Source organism: Pseudomonas sp. UM16 (assembly GCF_050312595.1).
Lineage (GTDB): Bacteria > Pseudomonadota > Gammaproteobacteria > Pseudomonadales > Pseudomonadaceae > Aquipseudomonas.
This window is the reverse complement of sequence record NZ_JBNPJT010000001.1, coordinates 290,336-312,864: the sequence shown is the minus strand read 5'-3', so window position 1 is coordinate 312,864 and position 22,529 is coordinate 290,336. Positions and strand designations below refer to the sequence as shown.

The 22,529-nt window shown below is 60.8% G+C and carries 21 protein-coding genes; 10 read left to right on the top strand and 11 right to left on the bottom strand.

All coding sequences use genetic code 11. From position 1 onward, the window contains the following. Positions 1-14: 14 nt before the first annotated feature. The 6 genes from gorA (at position 15) to ahpF (ending at position 7,844) form a co-directional block, all read left to right on the top strand. On the top strand, positions 15-1,373 hold the full coding sequence (gorA, locus tag ACQRAX_RS01455; protein WP_412037530.1) for a glutathione-disulfide reductase: 1,359 nt from the start codon (positions 15-17) through the stop codon (positions 1,371-1,373). 194 nt (positions 1,374-1,567) lie between these two features. Further along, positions 1,568-2,095 carry a fimbrial protein gene (locus ACQRAX_RS01450; protein ID WP_412037531.1) on the top strand — a complete coding sequence of 176 codons (528 nt, stop codon included), beginning with the start codon at positions 1,568-1,570 and terminating at the stop codon, positions 2,093-2,095. Positions 2,096-2,157: 62 nt separating this feature from the next. Continuing rightward, the gene (locus tag ACQRAX_RS01445) at positions 2,158-2,898 is read left to right on the top strand and encodes a fimbrial biogenesis chaperone (RefSeq protein ID WP_412037532.1); all 741 of its coding nucleotides are present in this window, start codon (positions 2,158-2,160) and stop codon (positions 2,896-2,898) included. An 18-nt stretch (positions 2,899-2,916) separates the two neighbouring features. After that, positions 2,917-5,448, top strand: a complete 2,532-nt coding sequence (locus tag ACQRAX_RS01440) for a fimbria/pilus outer membrane usher protein (protein ID WP_412037533.1) — start codon at positions 2,917-2,919, stop codon at positions 5,446-5,448. A 148-nt stretch (positions 5,449-5,596) separates the two neighbouring features. After that, entirely contained in the window at positions 5,597-6,160 is a 564-nt protein-coding gene (gene ahpC, locus ACQRAX_RS01435; protein WP_412037534.1) for an alkyl hydroperoxide reductase subunit C, read from the top strand. Positions 6,161-6,281: 121 nt separating this feature from the next. After that, positions 6,282-7,844, top strand: coding sequence for an alkyl hydroperoxide reductase subunit F (gene ahpF / locus ACQRAX_RS01430; protein WP_412037535.1), 1,563 nt, complete (start codon positions 6,282-6,284; stop codon positions 7,842-7,844). A gap of 39 nt (positions 7,845-7,883) precedes the next feature. On the opposite strand, the gene ACQRAX_RS01425 is transcribed toward ahpF, so the two are convergent. From ACQRAX_RS01425 to ACQRAX_RS01405, 5 genes are all read right to left on the bottom strand, one after another. Beyond that, positions 7,884-8,726: a helix-turn-helix transcriptional regulator gene (locus tag ACQRAX_RS01425; RefSeq protein ID WP_412037536.1), complete on the bottom strand. Its 843-nt coding sequence runs from the start codon at positions 8,724-8,726 to the stop codon at positions 7,884-7,886. Further along, positions 8,723-9,046: an AzlD domain-containing protein gene (locus tag ACQRAX_RS01420; RefSeq protein WP_412037537.1), complete on the bottom strand. Its 324-nt coding sequence runs from the start codon at positions 9,044-9,046 to the stop codon at positions 8,723-8,725. Before ACQRAX_RS01420 ends, ACQRAX_RS01425 begins: the two co-directional genes overlap by 4 nt. Further along, the gene (locus ACQRAX_RS01415) at positions 9,043-9,741 is read right to left on the bottom strand and encodes an AzlC family ABC transporter permease (protein ID WP_412037538.1); all 699 of its coding nucleotides are present in this window, start codon (positions 9,739-9,741) and stop codon (positions 9,043-9,045) included. Before ACQRAX_RS01415 ends, ACQRAX_RS01420 begins: the two co-directional genes overlap by 4 nt. 104 nt (positions 9,742-9,845) lie before the next feature. Then, entirely contained in the window at positions 9,846-10,577 is a 732-nt protein-coding gene (locus ACQRAX_RS01410) for a sel1 repeat family protein (RefSeq protein ID WP_412037820.1), read from the bottom strand. Between the two features lie 71 nt (positions 10,578-10,648). After that, complete coding sequence (locus tag ACQRAX_RS01405) at positions 10,649-11,320, bottom strand: LysE family translocator (RefSeq protein ID WP_412037539.1); 672 nt, start codon at positions 11,318-11,320, stop codon at positions 10,649-10,651. 112 nt (positions 11,321-11,432) lie between these two features. On the opposite strand from ACQRAX_RS01405, the gene ACQRAX_RS01400 reads away from it, so the two are divergent. Next, positions 11,433-12,353 carry a LysR substrate-binding domain-containing protein gene (locus ACQRAX_RS01400; protein ID WP_412037540.1) on the top strand — a complete coding sequence of 307 codons (921 nt, stop codon included), beginning with the start codon at positions 11,433-11,435 and terminating at the stop codon, positions 12,351-12,353. Here ACQRAX_RS01400 and ACQRAX_RS01395 read toward each other — a convergent pair. Further along, a complete protein-coding gene (locus tag ACQRAX_RS01395) occupies positions 12,350-13,264 on the bottom strand; it encodes a LysR family transcriptional regulator (protein WP_412037541.1) in 915 nt (304 codons plus the stop codon). The genes ACQRAX_RS01400 and ACQRAX_RS01395 overlap by 4 nt on opposite strands. A 122-nt stretch (positions 13,265-13,386) precedes the next feature. Here ACQRAX_RS01395 and ACQRAX_RS01390 point away from each other — a divergent pair, with 122 nt between their 5' ends. Together ACQRAX_RS01390 and ACQRAX_RS01385 are read left to right on the top strand one after the other, a co-directional pair. Further along, positions 13,387-14,595: an MFS transporter gene (locus tag ACQRAX_RS01390; RefSeq protein WP_412037821.1), complete on the top strand. Its 1,209-nt coding sequence runs from the start codon at positions 13,387-13,389 to the stop codon at positions 14,593-14,595. Positions 14,596-14,636: 41 nt separating this feature from the next. Beyond that, complete coding sequence (locus tag ACQRAX_RS01385; protein WP_412037542.1) at positions 14,637-16,997, top strand: DNA polymerase II; 2,361 nt, start codon at positions 14,637-14,639, stop codon at positions 16,995-16,997. A gap of 28 nt (positions 16,998-17,025) precedes the next feature. Here the strand turns inward: ACQRAX_RS01385 and ACQRAX_RS01380 are convergent, their stop codons facing one another. Continuing rightward, a complete protein-coding gene (locus ACQRAX_RS01380) occupies positions 17,026-17,526 on the bottom strand; it encodes a DUF1772 domain-containing protein (RefSeq protein ID WP_412037543.1) in 501 nt (166 codons plus the stop codon). 221 nt (positions 17,527-17,747) lie between these two features. Between ACQRAX_RS01380 and ACQRAX_RS01375 the strand changes: the two genes are divergently transcribed. Continuing rightward, complete coding sequence (locus ACQRAX_RS01375; protein ID WP_412037544.1) at positions 17,748-18,314, top strand: DUF4174 domain-containing protein; 567 nt, start codon at positions 17,748-17,750, stop codon at positions 18,312-18,314. A gap of 69 nt (positions 18,315-18,383) precedes the next feature. Here ACQRAX_RS01375 and ACQRAX_RS01370 read toward each other — a convergent pair whose 3' ends face one another. From ACQRAX_RS01370 to ACQRAX_RS01355, 4 genes are read right to left on the bottom strand one after another with little or no spacing between them, the layout of a single operon-like run. Continuing rightward, a complete protein-coding gene (locus ACQRAX_RS01370; RefSeq protein WP_412037545.1) occupies positions 18,384-19,550 on the bottom strand; it encodes a Gfo/Idh/MocA family protein in 1,167 nt (388 codons plus the stop codon). Continuing rightward, the gene (gene aroQ / locus ACQRAX_RS01365; RefSeq protein WP_412037546.1) at positions 19,547-20,002 is read right to left on the bottom strand and encodes a type II 3-dehydroquinate dehydratase; all 456 of its coding nucleotides are present in this window, start codon (positions 20,000-20,002) and stop codon (positions 19,547-19,549) included. Before aroQ ends, ACQRAX_RS01370 begins: the two co-directional genes overlap by 4 nt. Continuing rightward, the gene (locus ACQRAX_RS01360) at positions 19,999-21,393 is read right to left on the bottom strand and encodes an MFS transporter (RefSeq protein WP_412037547.1); all 1,395 of its coding nucleotides are present in this window, start codon (positions 21,391-21,393) and stop codon (positions 19,999-20,001) included. The genes aroQ and ACQRAX_RS01360 overlap by 4 nt, the downstream gene beginning before the upstream one ends. A 42-nt stretch (positions 21,394-21,435) precedes the next feature. Continuing rightward, positions 21,436-22,488 (bottom strand): Gfo/Idh/MocA family protein, encoded by a 1,053-nt coding sequence (locus tag ACQRAX_RS01355; protein WP_412037548.1) that lies wholly within the window; start codon positions 22,486-22,488, stop codon positions 21,436-21,438. Positions 22,489-22,529 lie beyond the last annotated feature (41 nt).

Sequence of the window (22,529 nt, the reverse complement as noted above, 5' to 3'; positions counted from 1 at the left end):
TTGAGAGCATCGAGATGGCCTACGATTTTGATCTGTTCGTGATTGGTGCCGGCTCCGGCGGTGTGCGCGCTGCGCGTTTTGCCGCAGGATTTGGTGCAAAAGTGGCGGTTGCTGAAAGCCGTTACCTGGGTGGTACCTGCGTCAATGTAGGCTGTGTGCCGAAAAAACTGCTGGTCTACGGCGCGCATTTTGCCGATGACTTCGAGCAGGCCGCAGGCTTTGGCTGGTCCCTGGAAGACGCCCAGTTTGACTGGGGCCAGTTGATTGCCAACAAGAACCGCGAGATCACGCGGCTTAACGGCATCTATCGCAATTTGCTGGTCAACAGCGGGGTGACCTTGCTGGAAGGCCACGCCAAGCTCACTGGCGCCCATGAAGTGGAGGTCGATGGTCAGCGCTACAGCGCCGAGCACATTCTGATCGCCACGGGTGGCTGGCCGCAAATCCCTGACATTCCAGGCAAGGAACTGGCGATCAGTTCCAATGAGGCGTTCTTCCTCAAAGACCTGCCCAAGCGTGTGCTGGTGGTCGGTGGCGGCTATATCGCCGTGGAGTTTGCTGGCATCTTCCAGGGCCTGGGGGCGAAAACGTCGCTGCTGTATCGTGGTGAGCTGTTCTTGCGCGGCTTTGACGGCGCAGTGCGTACGCACCTTAAGGAAGAACTGGAAAAACGTGGCATGGATTTGCAGTTCAACAGCGACATCCAGCGCATTGAACGCCAGGACGACGGTAGCCTCAAGGCCACTCTCAAAGACGGCCGTGAGCTGGTCGCCGATTGCGTGTTCTATGCCACTGGGCGTCGGCCGATGCTCGATAACCTGGGTCTGGAAAACACCGGCGTGGAGCTCGACCCGCGCGGGTTCATTCGTGTCGATGACCTGTACCAGACCACCGAACCGTCGATCCTGGCAATTGGCGATGTGATCGGTCGTGTGCAATTAACACCCGTGGCCCTGGCCGAAGGCATGGCGGTGGTCCGGCGTTTGTTCAAGCCCGAGCAGTACCGCCCGGTGGACTACCAGAACATTCCGACGGCGGTGTTCAGCCAGCCGCCTATCGGTACTGTCGGCCTGACCGAAGAGCAGGCGCTGGAGCAGGGTCACAAGGTGCAGATCTTCGAAAGCCGCTTCCGGCCAATGAAGCTGACCTTGACCGAGGTTCAGGAAAAGACCTTGATGAAGTTGGTGGTCGATGCTGACACCGACCGTGTGCTGGGCTGCCATATGGTTGGCCCGGACGCCGGCGAAATCATCCAGGGTCTGGGTATTGCCCTGAAGGCTGGAGCGACCAAACAGCAGTTTGACGAGACCATTGGCGTGCACCCGACGGCAGCCGAAGAGTTCGTCACCCTGCGCACGCCCGTTTCGCGTTGAGTCACGCTCCTGCGAGCACGCCTCGCAGGAGCAGTGTCATTTCCTACAAGAGCGGAAACGAAAGCGTTGTTCCCGTCTGACTACAGCTGACATTCACCGATAGCGACATTCCAGATACTGATTGGGCAATGCGTAGCCGCATCCAATCAGGTCAAGGCCTGGTTGTTCCCAACAACAAAGGACGGAATGTCACAATGAAAGCTTCAAAAAAATCACTTCTAGCACTGGGTTGCAGCCTCCTGCTCAGCGCAGGGGTGGCCCAGGCCGATGGCCAGATGAGCTTCAGCGGTACTGTTCTGGGTGGCACATGTGAAGTCAATGGCGGCCATAACAACGTTGCGGTCAGCCTGCCATCTGTGTCCTCTACTCTGTTGCGAAATCCTGGCCAGACTACTGGCAATACGCCGTTCGAATTGAGGCTGAGTAACTGCCCGGCCGGCTTGAACCGGGTATCCACCTATTTTGAACCCGGTCCTACCGTTAACCCGCAAGGGCGACTGATTGTTGATACAGGCGGCAGCAACAACGTTGAAGTGCAACTGCGCAACCACAACAACGTCGCGATGAACCTGGCTGCCGCGCAAGGTAGCCAGAACTCCCAGATCGTCGATATCAACAGCGGCCAGGCGCAGCTCAGCTACTCGGCTGAGTACTACTCCTTAGGTGGCACCACCCCAGGGTTGGTAAACACCCGCGTGCAATACACCCTGATCTACCCGTGATACTCCCGGCAGCTCCTGCAGGGCTGCCGTCTCCTTGTTCTCGTCGCTTCAGGAAAACACCGATGAAACCAACCTGCCTGCCGTTTTGGCGCGGGTGGCTGCTGGCTGCCTGTCTGTTCAGTGGCGCAGTCAGCGCCAACGTGGTCATTTCTACCACCCGAGTGATTTATCCCGCCCAAGAGTCGGAAGTCACGGTGAGTCTGAGCAATAACGGGCAGCACCCCTCGTTGGTCCAGGTGTGGATCGATGATGGCGCAGAAGACGTCGCCGTAGAGCATTTGCAGGTGCCTTTCAGCCTGACTCCGGCGCTGTTTCGCCTCGAACCAGGCAAAGGCCAGACGCTGCGGTTGTTTCAGGGCGCGCACGCCTTTGCTGCAGACCGCGAAAGCCTGTACTGGCTCAATGTCCTCGATATAGCACCCAAAGCCCAAGGGAATGCTTTGCAGCTGTCCCTGCGCTCGCGGATCAAGTTGCTTTATCGCCCTCAGGGGCTGCCGGGCAATGCCAGGGAGGCCGTGCAACTGTTGAGTTGGCGCCTGTCTGAAAAGGACAACGCATGGCTGCTCGAGGCACATAACCGCAGCCGCTTCTACGTCAACCTCAGCGAGTTGGCCGTGCAACTTGGCGGGCGTCAGTACCAGGCAAGCAGCAGCCATATTGCCCCGATGTCGACACAACGGTTTGTCGTCCAGGGTTTGCAGCATGCCCCCCAAGCGTCGGCCACTGTGCACTTTGCCAGTGTCAATGACTATGGCGCGGTACTGCCCATGCAACAGCCTGTCGAGGTTGTGCGCAGGCCCTGAGCGCTGGAGTCGAGATCAATGAGCGTGTTTGCTGCCAGCCTCCAACGGCTGCCGGTGCGGCTGCTGCTGTGCCTGGTCAGCGCGTCGACGAGCGGTTGGGCTGAGGCGTCTGGATTGGAGTTTGATTCGCGGTTCTTGCACGGTGAAACGGGCCCTGGCGCCGATGTCAGCCGCTTCCAGCACGCTGATGCAGTCCCTGAAGGCGAGCAAGTTCTGGACCTGGTGATCAATGAGCACTGGAGCGGACGTTGGTCGGTGCCCTTGCGCCGACAAAGCCAGGATCTGCAAGCCAGCCCCTGTTACACCAAGGTTCTGCTTGAGGCCCTGAGTATTGACCAGGCAAAGCTTGCAGCGTCTGTCCGCGAGCAATTACAACAGGCTGATCGCTGCTTGCCATTGTCGGCCCTGGGCCTTGAGGCCAGCGAACAACTGGACTTTTCAGGGTTGCGGCTAACCCTGCAGGTGGCCCAGCAGGCAGTGTTGTACAGTCCGCGGGATTACCTGCCGCCGACACAATGGGACAGCGGCGTGCCTGTGGCCTTCATCGATTATCAGGTCAATCTGTTCAGCCAAAACAATCGTCACGACGACCAGGATTGGAGCCAGGCGTTTTTCGGGCTGCGCAGCGGCCTCAACACGGGGGGCTGGTATTGGCGCCATGAAGGCAACCTCCAGGCCGGGGACGACGTAGAGCGTCGTTATCAGCCTGTGGCCACTTATGTGCAACGCGACGTCGCCCGGTGGCAGGCGCAATTGACACTGGGCGACGCTTACAGCCGGGGTGAGGTGTTCGACAGCATCGCCTATCTGGGACTGGGGCTTGGCAGCGACGAGCGCATGTTACCAGCGTCGCAACGCGGCTTTGCGCCGACCGTCACCGGCATTGCCCACAGCACCGCGTTGCTGACCATACGCCAGCGTGGGGTAGTGTTGCATGAGGCGACTGTGCAGGCCGGACCGTTTGCAATCAGCGACCTGTACGCCAATGGTTTAAGCGATGACCTGGAAGTGACGTTGCGCGAAGCCGATGGCACTGAGCGCACCTTTATCGTGCCCTATCAAGCGGCACCGCTGGCCTTGCGCCCCGGTGCCAGTCGCTTTGATTTCAGCCTCGGCCGTTGGCGCGATGGCCTGGGTGGCACTGGTGCGGAACATGTTCAGGGCAGTTGGCAGCAGGGCTTGAGCAATCGTTTTAGTGTGCATGGCGGCATGCTTGGCGCCGACGGCTACCAGGGCGCAGCGCTGGGGGTTACCGTGAATAGCCATGTGGGGGCAGTGGCGTTAACGGCGCTGCAATCGCGTGCGGGGCTCCGCGCGCAGGGTCAAACCAGCGGTCAGGCGCTGCGACTGAACTGGCGTCAGGTAATGGCCTCATCATTGACCGATCTGAACGCCAGTCTGACCAGCAGTAGTCACGGCTACATGGGGTTCAACGACTTTGCCCGCAGCCAGCGTGATTTCGGCGTTGACCGCTACGATCAGCCGCGGGCACGCCTGCGCGCAAGCCTCACCGTCAATCAAGGCCTGGGCGAGCAGGGTGGGCGCTTGCACCTGCAGGCCACGCGCGCGCAACGTTGGGGACAAGGCGGGAGCGATTTGAGCTATTCACTCGGTTATTTCCATCGGCAGGGTGTATTGGGCTATGGCATTACCGCCACGCGTGAGCTGTTTGCCTCGATGGGAAGCCGCAACCAGTTCGTCCTGACCCTGAGCATGCCATTGGGCGAAACCCGCCGTAGTTCGTTGATCAGCAACCTCACCAGTGATGGTAATGGCCAAGCATCGAGCAACACTCGGCTCAGTACCACGGCCGGTGAACATGGCCAGTGGGGTTACGGCCTGGGACTTTCCACGCGGCATGATCCGCGTGGTGACAGCGCCGGCCTGGCTGCCAATCTGCTCTACCGCGGTCCGGTAGCTGAAATCAGTGGTTCGTTAGCTCAGCACAGCGACTACCGCCAGGCAGGGGTGGGGGTTCGCGGCGCGCTGGTTGGTCATGCCGGCGGGCTGACCGGTGCGCAGTCTCTTGGTGAGAGTTTTGCCATCGTGCATGCGCCGGATGCGGCGCGGGCGCGGCTCAAGCAGGCCCCGCAGGTACAGCTCGATGCGCGTGGTTATGGCGTGCTGCCGCAGTTGACGCCCTACAGCATCAATACTGTGGAGCTGGACCCTAAAGGCACCTCGCAGGACGTCGAGTTGCAAATCAGCAGCCAGCGTGTGGTGCCACGCGCGGGTGCGGCCCCCTTGCTGTATTACCCGACCCGCAGCGGGCGTAGTGCCTTGATTGACGCGCGTCGAGCGGACGGCAGCATCTTGCCCTTTGGTGCTCAAGTCCTGGATGAACGCGGCGAGGAACTGGGGATGGTAGGCCAGGGGAGCCGCTTGCATGTACGCGGTATCAACGAGCAAGGGCGTTTGCAGGTGCGCTGGGGAGAAGGCCAGCAACAACACTGCTCACTGTTCTATCGACTACCAGGCAGCAAGCCTGCCCCCGGAGCGCCGACAGCGTTGAGCGCCACCTGCGACACAGCCGTTGGCGATGAATTATAGGTACCTGGTTATGAGGGTTCACGCTATCTGGCCCGGTACTTATAGCCAAAACCAATCAACAACATGAGCTTTGCCAATGAGCATTGAGCGAATGTATTAGCTACGATTCTCCCATCAGATTTTTCAACCCCCTGAAGGAGAGTCACTTATGCCTATCATCAACAGCCAGGTAAAACCGTTCAAAGCCACTGCTTACCACCAGGGCAAGTTCGTCGAAGTGTCTGAAACCGACCTCAAGGGCAAATGGTCCGTGGTGTTCTTCTACCCAGCCGACTTCACTTTCGTCTGCCCAACCGAGCTGGGCGACCTGGCCGATAACTACGCCGAGTTCAAAGACCTGGGTGTGGAAATCTACGGTGTGTCTACCGACACCCACTTCACCCACAAAGCCTGGCACGACACCTCGGACACCATCGGCAAGATCCAGTACCCGCTGATCGGTGACCCGACCCACGTCATTTCGCGCAACTTCGACGTGCTGATCGAAGAAGCCGGTATCGCTGACCGTGGCACCTTCGTGATCAACCCAGAAGGGCAGATCAAGATCGTCGAACTGAACGACGGTGGTGTAGGCCGTGACGCCAGCGAACTGCTGCGCAAGATCAAGGCTGCCCAGTACGTTGCCGCTCACCCAGGCGAAGTTTGCCCGGCTAAGTGGAAAGAAGGCGAAGCCACTCTGGCGCCATCGCTGGACCTGGTCGGCAAGATCTAAGACCGTGAACCAGCTGAGGGCGGTGGCCTGCCGCACCTGATGTTGTCACCGCCCCGCAAAACGCCCGGGCGCTTTCGCCCGGGCGTTTTTATTTCTACCGTTTGAAAAAGGAATCGCCCGTATGTTGGACGCCACGCTTAAAACTCAGTTGAAAACCTACCTGGAACGGGTCACTCAGCCGATCGAGATCGTTGCTTCCCTCGATGACGGCGCGAAATCCCGTGAATTGCGCGACCTGCTGGTGGAAATTGCCAGCCTGTCCAGCCTTATTACGTTGCGTGAGGACGGCAGTGACAGCCGTCGCCCATCGTTCTCGCTCAATCGCCCGGGAGCGGACATTAGCCTGCGCTTTGCCGGCATCCCCATGGGCCACGAGTTCACCTCGCTGGTGCTTGCCTTGCTGCAGGTCGGCGGTCATCCGTCCAAGGCCAGCGTGGAGGTGATCGAACAGATCAGCGGCCTAAAGGGTGAGTTCAACTTTGAAACCTACTTCTCGCTGTCATGCCAGAACTGTCCGGACGTGGTCCAGGCGCTGAACCTGATGGCGGTCCTCAACCCCAATGTGCGCCATGTCGCCATCGACGGCGCGCTGTTTCAGGCCGAAGTCGAATCACGTAAGGTCATGGCCGTGCCGAGCGTCTACCTCAATGGTGAAGTCTTCGGTCAGGGACGCATGGGCCTGGAGGAGATCATCAGCAAGCTCGACACCAGTGCTGGTGAGCGCCAGGCCGAGAAGATCAACGCCAAGGACGCCTTTGACGTGCTGGTGGTCGGCGGTGGCCCGGCCGGTGCTGCAGCAGCTATTTACGCGGCGCGTAAAGGCATCCGCACCGGTGTCGCGGCTGAACGCTTTGGCGGCCAGGTGCTCGACACCATGGCCATTGAGAACTTCATCTCGGTCCAGGAAACCGAAGGGCCGAAACTGGCCATGGCCCTGGAAGAGCACGTCAAACAGTATGACGTCGACATTATGAATCTGCAGCGCGGTGAAGCACTGATTCCGGGCACCGACGGTGGTCTGCACGAAGTTCGCCTGGCCAGCGGCGCCTCGCTCAAGGCCAAGACCGTGATCCTCGCCACCGGTGCGCGCTGGCGCGAAATGAATGTGCCAGGTGAGAAAGAATACCGCAGCCGTGGCGTTGCCTACTGCCCACACTGTGATGGCCCACTGTTCAAGGGCAAGCGTGTGGCGGTGATCGGTGGCGGTAACTCGGGTGTGGAAGCGGCGATCGACCTGGCGGGTATCGTCGCTCAGGTGACGCTGATTGAATTCGACAGCCAACTGCGTGCCGACGCGGTCTTGCAGCGCAAGCTGCGCAGCCTGCCGAATGTGAAGGTGATCACCAGTGCGTTGACTACTGAAGTGTTGGGTGACGGTGAGAAGGTCAATGGCCTGCGCTACAAAGATCGCAACAGCGATGAGCTGCATGACATCGCGCTGGAAGGGATCTTCGTACAGATCGGTTTGCTGCCTAACACTGACTGGCTGAAGGGCACCGTGGAGCTGACCCCACGTGGCGAGATTATTGTCGATGCCCGAGGCCAGACCAACCTGCCTGGCGTGTTTGCCGCCGGTGACGTGACCACCGTGCCGTACAAGCAGATCGTGATTGCGGTGGGAGAGGGGGCCAAAGCTTCGCTGGCGGCCTTCGATCACCTGATCCGGACCTCGGCGCCGGCTTGAGGAACTAAATCGCGGGGCTTGCCCCGCGATTTTGCATGCCTACGCCAAGCGAACACCCACGCAAGCCCGCCGGTATTCTCCCGGCGTCACTCCGTAAGCCTGCTTGAACTGTCGGTTCAAGTGACTCTGATCAGAAAAGCCCAAAGCAAACGCCACGTTGAACGGCAGGCAGTCGTTCTTCAATAGCTCCCGGGCACGGCTCAGACGCCGTTGCTTGAGCCAGGCATGTGGGGGCAAGCCGGTAGCTTGGCGAAATACCCGAGCGAAATGAAACGGCGAGAGATTGACCGCGTCGGCCAGCTCTTGCAGCGACGGCGGGTAAGCCAGGCGACTGTCCATCAGTTCCTTGGCCCGGGCCACGGCGCAGGGTTCGTTGCCTGGCTGGCGGACACTGGCCACGCGCGCATGGCGTTGCACCAGCAGTAACACCGCCTCGCGCCAGGCGGTTTGTTGCTCCAGGGCACTGGCGCCTTGTTCCGCCGAACAGTGCAGCCAGCTGAATGCTTTGGCCAATTGCGGGTCGTGAAGTACGCTGGCATCGAAAATCGGTAGGCCATCGCGCTTGAGTTCCAGCTCATCGAGCACCCCGGTGATGCGCTCGCTGTCCGGGTAGAAGCCGCGGTATCGCCAGCCCTGTTCATGGGCCTTGGCTCCGGTGTGCAGTTCATCGGGATTGATCAGCACCATGCTGCCCACCGGCGCCAGGTGTTCACTGCCTCGGTGCCAGAAGCGCTGGGCACCGGACTCGATGATGGTGATCACATACCCCTCATGCACATGCGGGGCAAAGCGCTGCTGGAAATAGCGGGCATGCAGCAACTCAATATCGCCGAGCGCTGGAGCTTGCCAGAAGCGGGTCTGTTCCTGCGGTGCAAGGTTCATGAGGTGCCGTTCAACCACCAACGCAAGACAAAGAACATAGCCATGCTCACCAGCATGCTGATCAAGGTGCTGCGGGTCAACAGGACCAGCACCACCGCCACCACCGAGCCGAGCAGGTAGGGATTGGTCAGGCTCAGGTCGAGTTGATGGCCGGGCAAAAAGATAATTGGCCCGCAGATCGCAGTGAGCATGCCCGGTACGGCAAAGCCGAGAAACTGCCGCGCGTTGGAGCTCAGGCGCAACGGTAGGCGCGGCTCGAGAAACGCGTAGCGGTTGAGAAATACCAGCAGGCCCATGCCGATAATCAAGGCAAAGATCATGTGCGTGCTCCGCTGAATTTTTGGCAGATAAAACCGGCGCTCATGCCCAGCAGTCCGGCTGCCACCAGCCCGGTTTCCCAGTGCCAGAAGCTGAACAGCACGGAGCTGAACAACGACACTGCGACGCAGACGAGGGTGGGCAGATTGCGCACCAGTGGTGCGATCAGTGCGACAAAGGTGGCGACAATGGAAAAGTCCAGACCGAGCTGGTCCAGGTGCGGAATGTTCTGGCCGAGGATGATGCCGGCCAGGGTGAATAGGTTCCAGGCAATGTAGAAGGTCAGGCCTACGCCCAGCGCGTACCAGCGGTTGAACTGTTGTTGGTCATACTGGCTGGTAAGGGCAAAGAATTCGTCGGTGAGCAGAAAACCCAGGCCCAGGCGCCAGCGGGTCGGCAGTCCGGACAGTAGCGGACGCATCGACAAGCCATAGAGCAGGTGCTGAGAGGTCAGCAACAGCGTGGTCAATAGAATCGAAAACAGGTTGGCCCCGCCCTTGATCATGCCGATCGCCACGAGTTGGGCGGCACCGGCAAAAACAATGGCCGACAGGCCCTGGCCTTCCCACGGGCTAAGGTTGGCTTCGATGGCCATGGAGCCGGCCAGCAAACCCCAGGGGGCAACGGCCAGCGACAACGGCAGGATGGCAATGGCGCCCTGGATAAAGGCTTGGCGGGCGAACGGCGGATTGGACATGGAAGTCTGCGGCAGCTGAACAAGGTTGCACAGCATGCCAGAGCCGCGCGAAGCTGACTTGAACGATCTTGCTGTGCAGGCTCGCCTGCTCGTTATGTCTGGCTTCAGGGATGGCTGCTGAGCATTCGCTGACGGACCGTGAAACAGCCGTTCAGATCGACCGCTTTGTGCCAATAGAACTGACGCAGATCCGGGTTGCTGTTGCCTTGCAGCCGGTAGATTTCCGCTTGGTAGTCGCGTTGGCGGCCCCACTGCATGGCCAGGCCCTTCGGCTGTTCACGGTTGCACAGCAGGCGTTCGGCCGGTTGCGGAAAGTACGGCGCGTAGCGGGTGGCCATGCCCGGGATGTGATCGAGGTTCTTGGCAAACGCTGGGCTTTCACGGTAATCCGGGCACCAGGCCTCGATACCCAGCGCTGAGGGGGCGAAGCCTTGGCCAAGGCTGGTCTGCAGCAACGGGCAGGCAGTTGACGGAATCTGTTCGGCAGGCAAGTACGTCATGTAATAGAGCGCCAGACGGTAACGTGCCACCGGATGGTCCAGCTCAACTGCTTTTTTCAACAAACTCACCGCAGGTGCCAGGGTACGGCCGATGGCCTGGCCCTGTTGCGCCAAATCCTGGTCGGTGGTGCCGGCCTTGAGGCTGAAGCTGGCGTTCTGGTTGTCGGCCTGCTCCAGCAGGGTCAAGGCCTGGCGGTAGAGAAGGTCGGCATGGGGGTCGATACGCAGGCCATCAGCCATGGCGCCTAGCGAAGCAAGCATGCCGAGCAGGGCAGCTACCAGCGGTACGCGGCGCAGAGTGAAACCTCGGTGGAGCGGGTTCTGGTGGCTGGGCATCAAAGTAGTAATGTGGCGGTGATGTTCAGGGTTCAAGCCAACTGTCCGTAGTGAGGTTCGAAGGTGCCTGTTTAAGAGGTGGGCATTCTACCCGTTGTAGGGGCGGTCTCGAAAGCCATGAAACCGTCGAGCCAAAGCGCATGGAGATTGTAAAGCAGGCCTGTAGCAGCGATCACCAATAGCAGCGCACCGCTGGTCAGGCTGATCAGCCGCTGACGGCGCGGGGTTGCCAGCTTGCCGGTCAACAGGATGTACAACCCCAGAATGGCGAAGTCGATGATTACCCAGACTAGAGAAAGTAGTAACAGGCTGTGACTCGCATGAGCAGTGATCTGCATGAACTGTGGGAAAAAGGCCACAAAGAACACTATGTCCTTGGGATTGGACAAACCGATGGCAACGCCCTGCCAAAGGCCGCCCTGGCTGCTCACGGTCATGGTGGTATCGGCTGTTCGCTTCAGCGTCTGGCGCAGGCTGCTGACAGCCAGATAGCCGATGAACCCACAGCCCAGCGCACTCAGTAGCGTTAACCAGCGTGGCTCAATCACCACACTGGTGAGAATCAGGCTGGCGGCCATGGCAATCAGCACCAGCGAAGCGCCGTTGGTGCCCAGAACCGTCAACAGCGCCTGGCGACGACCGCGAGTGACGGCGGTGTTGATCACCAGCGCCACCACCGGACCTGGTGTGGCGATCAACAGCATCACAGTCAATGCATAAGTCAGCAGCAATGCGGTATTCATCAGGGGACTCGGCAACAAGAGGAGAGACGGGCATTTTTGCCAACCCCTTGAACCTTGTAAAACGCCTGTTGCTATGGCTTTCTATTAGTTTCACTCATGCTTGAGGTTAGCGATGTCCGAACGAATTCCTGCCCTGCAAGCCCTGCGGGCTTTCGAGGTAGCGGCGCGCTACGGCTCCTTTACCCGTGCAGCCCATGAACTGGCCTTGACCCAAGGCGCTATCAGCCACCACATCAAGACCCTTGAAGGCTTGTTCGACTGCGCGTTGTTCGAACGTCGAGGCCCGAAGCTGACGCTGTCCGAACCCGGTCGTACGCTGGCGCAAGAACTCAAAGTCGGCTTCAAAATCATCGACAGTGCCTGCGCACTGTTGAAGAAAGAGCGCAATGGCATTCGCCTCAAGGCCCCTTCGACGCTGACCATGCGCTGGCTGCTTGGGGTGCTTGAACCCTACCGTCAGTTCGCGCCGCAGAGCAGGGTGCAACTGTCGAGTGTATGGATGGACATCGATAGCGTGGACTTCTACAGCGAGCCCTATGACGCCGCGATCCTGTTGGCGGATGGGCGTTTTGGCCCCGATGTGGACAGTCTCAAGTTGTTTGATGAGTGGTTGCTGCCGGTCTGCAGTCCCAGTTATCAGGCACTGCTTGAACCCGGGGTTGCCGGTTTGCAGCGTGCTGAACATCTGCACTGTTCAGCGGATCGCCGTGACTGGCGCCGCTGGCTGGCTCGTGTCGGCGCGTCGCCGGCCGGGCTCGAGCGCGGGCAATTGTTCGATACTCTCGACCAAGGGATGTCCGCCGCCCAGCAAGGCGCGGGTGTTGCGGTGGTCGATTTGTTGCTGGCACGCGGAGAAATGGAGGCCGGACGTTTGGTCGCGTCGATGCCCCAAGCAGTGTCCACCGGCGAGGGGTACTACTTGACTTGGCTCAGGTCTTCTCTTCAAGCCAGGCAGGTACAGGCGCTGGGCGATTTTTTGCTTGCCAGGGTGCCGCAACTACCTTTGCTTGGAATTGACTATTTGTATGACTAATAGTTGTACCGAGCCTCGCGGGCATGTTCGGCAAACACCCGATCGGCCATGAAGTCGATGAACACCCGCAAGCGCGATGGCATTTTTCGCCCTGATGGCCACAGCAGGTAAAAACTGCCGCGTCGTTCCAGGTACTCATCCAGCACGGTGACCAGTTCACCTTTGGCCAATTGCTGGCGTACGGTGAAGTCTGGCAGGCAGGTAATGCCGCGATCACGCATGGCAAAGCAGACGCGGGTCTCTACATGGTTACAGACCATTGATACCGGAATGTCATAGTCGCGGTCCGACTGCTCACGACGCAGTGGCCAACGCTCCAGCTTGCCGCTGCTGGGAAAGCGGTAGTGCAGGCAGGTGTGCCGCGTCAGGTCATCGGGATGACGCGGTGTGCCGCAGCGTTGGAAGTAGCCCGGGGAGCCCACCAGCAAATGCTGGAAGTGACCGAGGAATTTCGCGTTAAGGCGCGAGTCTGACGGTGTGCCGCCGCGCATCACTACATCAAAGCCTTCACCGATGATGTCCACCATACGGTCGCTGAAGTCCAGGTCCAGCTCGACCTCTGGGTATAACGCCATGAACTCGCTCAACGCAGGCATTACCAGCGCTGTGACCTGGGGCAGGCTGATGCGCAGGCGACCGCGTGGTGTTTCAGTCGATTGCGACAGCTCAAGTTCGGTGGCTTCGATTTCGGCCAGGATGCGCCGGCTGCGCTCAAGAAAAACCGTACCTTCGGCGGTGAGCGTGATACTGCGGGTACTGCGATGAAACAAGCGCACCCCCAAGCGTGCTTCCAGGCGTGCCACCCGTTTGCCAATGGCCGAGGCACTGACCCCCAACGACTGGGCCGCTGCGACAAAGCTGCGGGCTTCGGCAACCCGGACAAACACCACAAAGCCGTTGAGGCTGTCCATCTGCAACTCCTATTGCGGACATTGATGTCCTGGATGTGCGGAATAGTACCCGTCTTTTTCCGTAGTGGTTGCTACCGGTAAGGTTTGCCCTGTCTTTCAACAGGAGTTTCACCATGACTCAGATGAGTTGCAGCGCCAGCGTCCCGACGATGGCCGATACGCTCGAACAACCGCTTCCAGTGAGTGGCTTGTTGGCATTGGCGATGACCGGTTTCATTGCCATCCTCAGTGAAACCCTCCCGGCCGGTCTGCTTGGACAGATCTCGGCGGGCATGCACATCAGCGAGGCGATGTCCGGGCAACTTGTTACGGTGTACGCCCTGGGTTCGTTGCTCACGGCCATCCCGCTGGTGACCCTGACGCAGGGATGGCGGCGGCGCCCGGTGTTGTTACTGGCCATCGTTGGCTTTCTGCTGTTCAACACCCTGACCGCTGTGTCGCAGTCTTATCCGTTGACATTGCTGGCGCGCTTTCTGACCGGGGTCGCTGCTGGCCTTGCCTGGGGGGTGATTGCCGGGCATGCGCGGCGCATGGTCAGCCCCACCCAGCAGGGACGAGCCATGGCGGTGGCGATGATCGGCGCGCCTGTGGCGTTATCGCTGGGGGTGCCAGCCGGCACCTGGCTAGGCGAGCTGATTGGCTGGCGGGCAACCTTTGCGCTGGTCTCAGCCTCGACCGTTGGCCTGATCGTCTGGGTGCTCTGCAAGGTGCCGGATTTCGAAGGGCACAAACCGGGGCAGCGCCCAGGTGTCGCTCAGGTGCTGCGCACGCCGGGGGTATTGACGGTGCTGTTGGTGATCCTCACCTGGGTCTTGGCCCACAACGTGCTGTACACCTACATCGTGCCGTTCCTGGCTGCGGCAGATATGGCCGCAAGTACCGGGTTGGTGTTGCTGACCTTTGGTATCGCCGCCCTGGCCGGTATCGCCCTGGTGGGCATGTGGATTGAACGGCACTTGCGCAGTATGGTCGTGCTCAGCCTGATTGGCTTTGCCGCCGTGGCCCTGGTGCTTGGCTGTAGCCGACAGTCGCCAATGCTAGTGTTCTTCAGCGTGGCACTGTGGGGGCTGACATACGGTGGCGCGCCGACCCTGCTGCAGACCGCCAGCGCCGACGCCGCCGGGGAGGGGGCCGATGTTGCCCAGTCGATGATTGTCACCGTGTGGAATCTGGCGATTGCCGCCGGTGGAGTGCTCGGTGGCGTGTTGTTGACCCAGTGGGGTGTGGGCAGTTTCACCTGGGTGCTGCTCGCCTTGATTGGCGCGGCGCTGTTGATTGCCGGGCGCGCCCGTCGGCACGGCTTTAAACCGGGCGTCCGGGTGGCTGGCTAAGGTAGAATCATCGTCTATCCAGTGGTTCAGAGGTTGCAGCGGTGGAGTTACAGCAGGGCTTTGTCCTGACCCGGCATTGGCGTGATACCCCGGCAGGCACCTGCGTCGAGTTCTGGCTGGCCACTGATCAGGGGCCCCGGCGCCTGCGCTTGCCACTGCAGACCTCAGTGGCGTTTATCCCTGCGGCCCACCGTCAACAAGCTCAGGCGGTACTGCGTGGCGAGCGTGGGGTGGAGTTGCGTCCGCTTGAGCTGCGCGACTTCGAACAACGCCCGGTATTGGGTTTGTATTGCCGCCAGCATCGGCAGTTGATTCAACTGGAAAAGCGTTTGCGTGCCGCCGGGGTGCAGGTCTACGAGGCTGACATTCGCCCGCCCGAGCGCTACCTGATGGAGCGTTTCATCACCGCCCCGGTCAGCTTCAGCGGCACCGTGGACGAGCACGGTGTGTTGCAGGATGGCCAACTCAAGCCGGCCCCTGACTACCGACCGACACTCAAGCTGGTATCGCTGGATATCGAAACCACCGAACGTGGCGAGCTGTATTCCATTGCCCTGGAGGGTTGCGGCCAGCGCCAGGTGTACATGCTTGGCCCGGCCAATGGCGATGCCGAAGGTATCGATTTTGACCTTGAGTATTGCGACAGCCGTGCGCAGTTGCTCGAACGCTTGAACCACTGGCTGGCGCAGCATGACCCCGATGCAATCATCGGCTGGAATCTGGTGCAATTCGACCTGCGGGTGCTGCAGGCGCATGCCGAGCAACTGCAGGTTCCACTGCGTCTTGGGCGTGAGGGCGAGGCGATGGAGTGGCGCGAACATGTCAGCCGCTCGCACTTTTTTGCCGCTGCCAGCGGTCGCCTGATCATCGACGGCATCGAAGCGTTGCGCTCGGCGACCTGGAATTTCCCCTCGTTCAGCCTGGAGAACGTCGCCCAGACCCTGCTTGGCGAGGGCAAGGCGATCGACACACCCTACCAGCGCATGGACGAGATCAACCGCATGTTCGCCGAGGACAAGCCGGCCCTGGCCCGCTACAACCTCAAGGACTGCGAGTTGGTCACACGAATCTTCGCCAAGACCGAGCTGTTGACCTTCCTCTTGGAGCGGGCCACGGTCACCGGCTTGCCAGCGGATCGCAGCGGCGGATCGGTGGCCGCCTTCTGCCACCTGTACATACCCTTGATGCACCGCCAGGGTTTTGTTGCGCCGAATCAGGGTGAGCGCCCGGATGAAGCCAGCCCCGGCGGCTTCGTCATGGACTCACGGCCTGGTCTTTACGAATCGGTACTGGTGCTCGACTACAAGAGCCTGTATCCGTCGATCATCCGCACCTTCCTCATCGATCCGCTAGGGCTGGTCGAGGGGCTTCGAGAACCAGGTGATGAGACATCGGTAGAGGGTTTTCGTGGCGCGCGTTTTTCCCGCACCCATCACTGTTTGCCGGCCATTGTCGAGCGGGTCTGGCAGGGTCGCGAGACGGCCAAGCGCGAGCACAATGCGCCATTGTCGCAGGCCTTGAAGATCATCATGAACGCGTTCTACGGGGTGCTGGGGTCCAGTGGTTGCCGCTTCTTTGACCCGCGCCTGGCTTCGTCGATCACCATGCGCGGCCATGAGATCATGCGTCGCACCCGCGAGCTGATCGAGGCGCAAGGTTATGCGGTGATTTATGGCGACACCGACTCAACCTTTGTCTGGCTCAAGCGTGCCCATAGCGAAGCCGAAGCCGAGGCGATCGGCCGCCGCCTGGTGCAGCAGGTCAACCAATGGTGGCGCGAGCATTTGCGGGCCACCCATGACCTGGACTGTGCCCTTGAACTGCAGTACGAGACGCATTACAAGCGCTTTCTGATGCCGACTATCCGCGGCGCCGAAGAGGGCAGCAAGAAGCGCTATGCCGGCTTGGTCCAGGGTGCCGACGGCCATGAGGAAATGGTCTACAAAGGTCTGGAGAGCGTGCGCACCGACTGGTCGCCGCTGGCCCGACAATTCCAGCAGGAGCTGTACGAGCGTATCTTTCGGCGCCAGCCCTACCAGGAATATCTTCGCGAATACGTGCGCAAGACCCTGGCCGGTGAGCAGGATGAGTTGCTTATCTACCGCAAGCGCTTGCGCCGGCCGCTGGCGGACTACCAGCGCAATGTTCCACCTCATGTGCGCGCAGCACGCATGGCCGACGAATTTAACCAGCGCCAGGGGCGACCACGGCAGTACCAGAATGGTGGCTGGATCAGTTATGTGATTACTGTGGCAGGCCCTGAACCGCTGGAGACCCGGCGCTCGGCGATTGACTACGACCACTACCTGACCCGGCAACTGCAGCCGGTGGCCGATGCCATCCTGCCGTTTGTGCAGGACGACTTTTCGGCGTTGATTGATCGGCAGATGGGGTTGTTCTAGCCCTATCGCCAGCACGGCTGGCTCTCAACTACATCCCGCGAATCAAGGCCAGCGCCAGCATCAGCCAGGCTGCCGCGGCCAAGGCGGTAACCGTGCGTACATGGTTCCAGCGATTCCACGTTGGGACATAACGATGCCAGGCAACTGCCGCCTCGGCACTGGCCGGGTCAAGGCGCGCCAGGCTCTGGTTTTTCGGTACGTTGAACGCCATCGTCACCCCCACGTTGCCCGCCAGGTACAGCGCACTGCCAATGGCCATGCACAGGCTGCCCGGCAGCGGCCAGCGCTGGTAGGCCCAGATCAGCAAGGCAATGCTGGTCAGCGCCGTGCCAAAAAACAGCGCCAGGAACAAGCGATTGAGCACTACCTGGTTAATTGACTGCATGGCCGTCACCGCACTCAGTTCCGGGATGCGCTCCAGGGCTTTCATGACGAAGTTGGAGAAGGCAAAAAACAATCCGCCCATCAGGCCACATCCCAGGGCAGTGGCAAGGATCAGCAACAGCAGCAAGGTATCGACAACGCTCATAATCCAGTCCTTCGGCAGGGGGAGTGGCAGGCGTGGCTGACAGCCATCAGCTATCCTCAGAGTCAGATGTCAGCCTATTCTGAACACGCTCAAGGCCTTACATGGAAATCGCAAGTTACCTTTGAGCTGTGCACGGATTTCGTCCTGTAGTTTAGGCTCACCCCTCGGATCTTTCGTCGCGATCTGTAGTCTTTGTTGCATGGAAACTGAAGGAGATGCGCATGCACGTACGGTCACTGACCCTTGCTATCCTATTGGCCGTTGCTGGTCCCGTCCTCGCCGACGACAAGCCCCTGGAACAGGACCTGTACAAGGCCCGTCCGCTAGTCATCATCGCGCCTAGCACCGCCGACCCCACCCTGCGCGGGTTGAATGAAGCCCTCAAGGACCCAGCCACCAAGAAGGCATTTGATGATCGCAACCTGGTGCTCTATAGCGTCGCGGGTATGGTTGGCAAACGTGACGACAAGTACCTCGAACAGCAGACCACCATGGCCCTGATCCGTGAGTTCAAGTTAAGCGCCAAAGACACGGTTGCGACCTTGGTGGTGCTGGTGGGCAAAGATGGCACACAGCAAAAAATAGAACACACCGGCACCGTCGAACCGAAGATGATCTTCGACGCTGTCGACGCTTTACCCGCCGCAGAAAAAGCCATCGTCGCGCCGACCGTGGCAGAGCAGAAGCAGGCCACCAGCACACCGGCTAAAGACGGGAAGCAGGCCAAGCCGGCAAAGCCTGCCAAACCCGCCAAACCGCTGCCATCGCCTAAACCACTGGAAGACTGAGGCAGTCAGTTGCCGGCTTTTACCTTGCTCCACACTCGGGTGCGCTGCGGGTGCCTGGAATGCTGCGCTTCAATCTACGCGGGTCCAGCAGCCTTGATCCTGGTCGGAGCGTACGCAGGCGTCGATAAACGCCATGCCGCGCACGCCATCTTCCGCTGTCGGGCACAAGCGCGCCAAGGGTGAACTGGGGCGTTGTTCGCGACGGGCCCTGATCAGTTCTGCAGCATCGCTGTAGATGTTGGCAAAGGCTTCGAGCAAACCTTCAGGCTGACCGGCCTTGATACGTGTGGCGTGCTTGGCCGCGTCGCTGAGCCAGGCTTCGCCACGGCGCAGCACCTGATGGGGTTGATCCTGATGACGTAGCTCCAGGCGCTCCGGTTCTTCCTGATGCCAGTACAGCGAGCCGCTGGAGCCGAACACCCGGATCTGCAGACCATGGCGATGGCCTGCGGCGACGAAACTGGCCCAGAGCATGCCGCGCGCGCCACCACTCAGGCGCAGTTTTACATGGGCGTTGTCGTCCGACTGCCGACCCGGCACCAAGGTGCTGAGCTCTGCCGAGACTTCGCTGACCTCCTGGCCAGTGACAAAACGCAACAACTGATGGGCATGCACGCCGACATCAGCCAGCACCGCGGAGCTGCCGGCCTGGCTTGGATCGGTGCGCCAGCTGAGGGCTTTGACCCCTTGCTGTTCCAGCGGATGGGTGCCAAAGGCGCTGGCATGCTCGACCTGCACCAGGCGCACGTTGCCAATGGCGCCTTGGGCAATCAGTTCGCGGGCTTCGCGGATCATCGGGTAGCCGCTGTAGTTGTGCGTCAGCAACTGCAGGGCTGGCCCTTGGCGCACCCGTTCAAGCAATTTCTTGGCGTCGTCCAGGCAGGTGGCCAGGGGCTTGTCGCAGATCACATCGATGCCTTGTTCGAGGAAGGCCAGGCTCGCCGCAACATGCACGGCATTGGGGGCCATAATCGCCACCGCCTGAATGCCATCCTCGCGCTCAGCTTCGGCCCGGGCCATCTGTTGGAAGTCGGCATAGGCACGCGCTGGCGCCACACCGTACGCTTGTGCGGCGGCCAGGTTGCGCTGGGCATCACGGGCAAACACTCCGGCAACCAGTTCGAAATGACCGTCCAGATGGGCCGCGTAACGGTGGGTGGCGCCGATGGTCGACTCCAGGCCTCCACCGACAAAGCCCAGGCGCAAGCGATGGGTTGGGTTGGCCAGGGTTTTCATGCGTTGGCTCCTTGATGTGTGCGCAATTGGCGGGCGAAGTGTTCGATGGCCAGCACATAGCCGTGGGTCCCAAAACCTGCCAGCACCGCCTTGGCCACCAGCGACACATAGGAGTGGTGACGGAAGGCTTCACGGCGGTGCACGTTGGAAATGTGCACTTCGATCACCGGCACTTCAGCGGCGATCAGCGCGTCATGGATGGCCACTGAGGTATGGGTCCAGGCACCGGGGTTGATGACGATGCCGGCAACGCGGCCGCGGGCCTGGTGAATCCAGTCGATCATCTGTCCTTCGTGATTGGTCTGCTGGAACTCCAGGGTCAATGCCAGGCGCTCGGCGGTCTGTAGGCACAGGCCGTGGACGTCGGCCAGGGTTTCCCGGCCATAGACCTCTGGTTGGCGCAGGCCGAGCATGTTCAGGTTGGGGCCGTTGAGCACGAGTAGGGTGTTCATGGATGCAGGTTTCCGTTCAATGAGGTGGCACGCAGGGCGTCATAGGAGGGTTTGTCCAGGGCGACGGCATCAACACGGCCGAGCTGGTCCAGGGGTGTGCGGTAGGTTTCTGGCGCGCTCCAGGCCGCGACAGCCGAGATCGCGGTGACCAGGCAGGTGATGCTGCCGATCAGCAGCGGCACGTTGTCCGAGCCGGGTGGCGCCACGGCGGTGAACAGTGCCGGGAGTAGGGCGGTGAACAGGTAGCCAATGTTCTGGGCAATGGCCATGGCCGAAACCCGGTAATGGGTCTGGAACTGCTCGGGGAAGAAGCTGGGGAAAATGGCGTTGTAGCCCTGGTAGATCATCCCCCACATCAACAGCGAGGCGGCAAACGCCAGCGGCAGGTTGTGCAGGCTGATCGCGTACAGATAAAGGAACGACATCAAGCCACAGCCCAGGGCGCTGCCGATGATCAGCGGCCGCCGACCGACGCGGTCAGAAAGGTTGCCGACAAACGGGATCACCAGCACCGCGACGATGTTGCCGACGACTGGAATCCACAGGTACACGCTTTTGTCGAAGCCCACGCCGTAGGCCGGTTGCACGGCATAGGCCGCGCCGAACACAGTGGTTACCACGGGGATGACGTTCATCAACGACACCCCTAATACCACCACCATGCCGCGCCAGCTGTACTTGAACGCGTCGCGAATCGGTGAGCGCTGGCGCACCTGGCCGCTGACTTTGCGGGTAAAGGCCTGAGGCTCTTCGACTTCGCGGCGGATGATGAATGCCGCGAGCAGCACTGCCGCACTGAGCAGGAACGGAATCCGCCAGCCCCAGCTGTTAAAGGCCTCCTCAGGCATGAAATAGGCCAGCGGCAGAAAGATCGCCGCCGCCAGTACCTGACCGGCCTGTACCCCTTGCAGGGTGAAACTGGCAAAGAAGCCGCGGCGTCCAGGCGGTGCGTGTTCGAGGATCATCGAGCTTGCCCCGGCGATTTCCCCGGCGACGGCAAAGCCCTGGATCAGGCGCAGCACCACCAGCATTGCCGGGGCCCAGTAGCCGATCTGGTTGTAGGTCGGCAGCAGGCCCACGGCGAATGTAGCCAGGCCCATGAGTAGCATGCACAGCAACAGCACGTGCTTGCGTCCACGGGTGTCGCCCCAGTGGCCGAGGACGAAAGCGCCGACCGGGCGCGCCAGGTAACCGACGCCATAAGTGGCCAGTGAAGCGATGATCGCCACGCTCGGATCGCTGGAGGGGAAGAAAATCTGCGGGAAGATCAGCGCCGCCGCTTGGGCGTAGATAAAGAAGTCGTAGTACTCCAGGGCTGAACCGACCCAGCCACTGGCCGTGGCTTTTTTCGTTTGCTGTGTCGCATGCAACCCATCTGGGTGCTTGGCCATGAGGTGTCTCCGTTTGTTGTTGTTATGGAGGTACGGCGGGTATTACAGCGAATCGGTGAGGACGATCTGGCCGCTGTCGGCGGCCTCGCGGATGGCCTCAACGATCTGCAGGTTGCGCAGGCCATCACGGACCGTGACCCGTGGTTGGGCTTGGCCGCGGATTACCTGACAGAAATGCGCCAGCTGGCGTTGCAAGGGGTCGACGTGTTCCAGCGGCGCGACGGCAGTGTTGAAGGGCTTCCACCAGGAGCGCTCCTCGCTACGTTCGTAGTACTTCAGGCGCATGGTTGGAATCGACAGTGAACCGCGGGTGCCGGCGATCACGTAGCAGTCTTCGTCGCCATAGCTTGGGTAATCGAGGTTCTCCCGTGCTGTCTGTTCCCAGCTGCGGGCGCAGGCGGCGCTGTCCGAGAGCAGGAAGGTGCCGAGGGCGCCACTGGCAAAGCGCAGGCTGATGGCCACGCTGTCTTCCACGGCAAAGCCACGGGTGGCGTTGGAAGCCTGGGCTTGCACAGCAACGATTTCACCGCACAGCGAACGCAGGTTGCCGATCTCGTGGACCATGTTGATCAGCACCGGCCCGCCACCGGCCTGGCGGCGCCATGGCGCGGCATCGAAGTAGTCATCGGGTTTGTAAAACAGCGCACTGCCCATCACCGCCACCAGATTACCGAGCAGACCTTCGGCGATCACCTCGCGGGCCTTGTCGAGAATGGCGCTGTGCGCCCGATGGTGACCGACCAAAAGCTTGGCCCCGCATTGCTCGGCAATGGCCAGCAGGCGCTTGCCCTCTGTCAGGCTATGGGCCACTGGTTTTTCGATCAGGGCGGCGACGCCTTGCTCAACGCAGGCCAATGCACCTTCCACATGCAGTGCATTGGGGGTGGCAAGAATGACCCCATCCGGGCGTTGCTCAGCGAACAGTTGCTGCAACGAGGGATACAGCGGCACCCCGGCGGCTGCGGCAAGCGCCGCTGCGGCCGGAGCCGGGTCGACCAGTGCGCACAGTTGGCATGCGGTGCTGGCCTGGATCAGTTCGATGTGACGACGGCCGATCAGGCCGGCACCGGCGACGGCGATGCGTAGGGTAGTCATGGCGCTCTCATTATTCTTGTAGGGCAAGGCAGACCGCGACG

Bases quoted from the DNA above. Each gene is read 5' to 3' on its own strand.
- ACQRAX_RS01390 (WP_412037821.1), top strand. From the start codon at position 13,387: ATGAGTTGCAGCGCCAGCGTCCCGACGATGGCCGATACGCTCGAACAA.
- ahpC (WP_412037534.1), top strand. From the start codon at position 5,597: ATGCCTATCATCAACAGCCAGGTAAAACCGTTCAAAGCCACTGCTTAC.
- ACQRAX_RS01410 (WP_412037820.1), bottom strand. From the start codon at position 10,577: ATGCCCAGCCACCAGAACCCGCTCCACCGAGGTTTCACTCTGCGCCGC.
- ACQRAX_RS01420 (WP_412037537.1), bottom strand. From the start codon at position 9,046: ATGATCTTTGCCTTGATTATCGGCATGGGCCTGCTGGTATTTCTCAAC.
- ACQRAX_RS01440 (WP_412037533.1), top strand. From the start codon at position 2,917: ATGAGCGTGTTTGCTGCCAGCCTCCAACGGCTGCCGGTGCGGCTGCTG.
- aroQ (WP_412037546.1), bottom strand. From the start codon at position 20,002: ATGAACACCCTACTCGTGCTCAACGGCCCCAACCTGAACATGCTCGGC.
- ACQRAX_RS01370 (WP_412037545.1), bottom strand. From the start codon at position 19,550: ATGAAAACCCTGGCCAACCCAACCCATCGCTTGCGCCTGGGCTTTGTC.
- ACQRAX_RS01395 (WP_412037541.1), bottom strand. From the start codon at position 13,264: ATGGACAGCCTCAACGGCTTTGTGGTGTTTGTCCGGGTTGCCGAAGCC.
- ACQRAX_RS01400 (WP_412037540.1), top strand. From the start codon at position 11,433: ATGTCCGAACGAATTCCTGCCCTGCAAGCCCTGCGGGCTTTCGAGGTA.
- ACQRAX_RS01415 (WP_412037538.1), bottom strand. From the start codon at position 9,741: ATGTCCAATCCGCCGTTCGCCCGCCAAGCCTTTATCCAGGGCGCCATT.
- gorA (WP_412037530.1), top strand. From the start codon at position 15: ATGGCCTACGATTTTGATCTGTTCGTGATTGGTGCCGGCTCCGGCGGT.
- ACQRAX_RS01380 (WP_412037543.1), bottom strand. From the start codon at position 17,526: ATGAGCGTTGTCGATACCTTGCTGCTGTTGCTGATCCTTGCCACTGCC.
- ACQRAX_RS01445 (WP_412037532.1), top strand. From the start codon at position 2,158: ATGAAACCAACCTGCCTGCCGTTTTGGCGCGGGTGGCTGCTGGCTGCC.
- ACQRAX_RS01355 (WP_412037548.1), bottom strand. From the start codon at position 22,488: ATGACTACCCTACGCATCGCCGTCGCCGGTGCCGGCCTGATCGGCCGT.
- ACQRAX_RS01405 (WP_412037539.1), bottom strand. From the start codon at position 11,320: ATGAATACCGCATTGCTGCTGACTTATGCATTGACTGTGATGCTGTTG.
- ACQRAX_RS01360 (WP_412037547.1), bottom strand. From the start codon at position 21,393: ATGGCCAAGCACCCAGATGGGTTGCATGCGACACAGCAAACGAAAAAA.
- ahpF (WP_412037535.1), top strand. From the start codon at position 6,282: ATGTTGGACGCCACGCTTAAAACTCAGTTGAAAACCTACCTGGAACGG.
- ACQRAX_RS01375 (WP_412037544.1), top strand. From the start codon at position 17,748: ATGCACGTACGGTCACTGACCCTTGCTATCCTATTGGCCGTTGCTGGT.
- ACQRAX_RS01450 (WP_412037531.1), top strand. From the start codon at position 1,568: ATGAAAGCTTCAAAAAAATCACTTCTAGCACTGGGTTGCAGCCTCCTG.
- ACQRAX_RS01425 (WP_412037536.1), bottom strand. From the start codon at position 8,726: ATGAACCTTGCACCGCAGGAACAGACCCGCTTCTGGCAAGCTCCAGCG.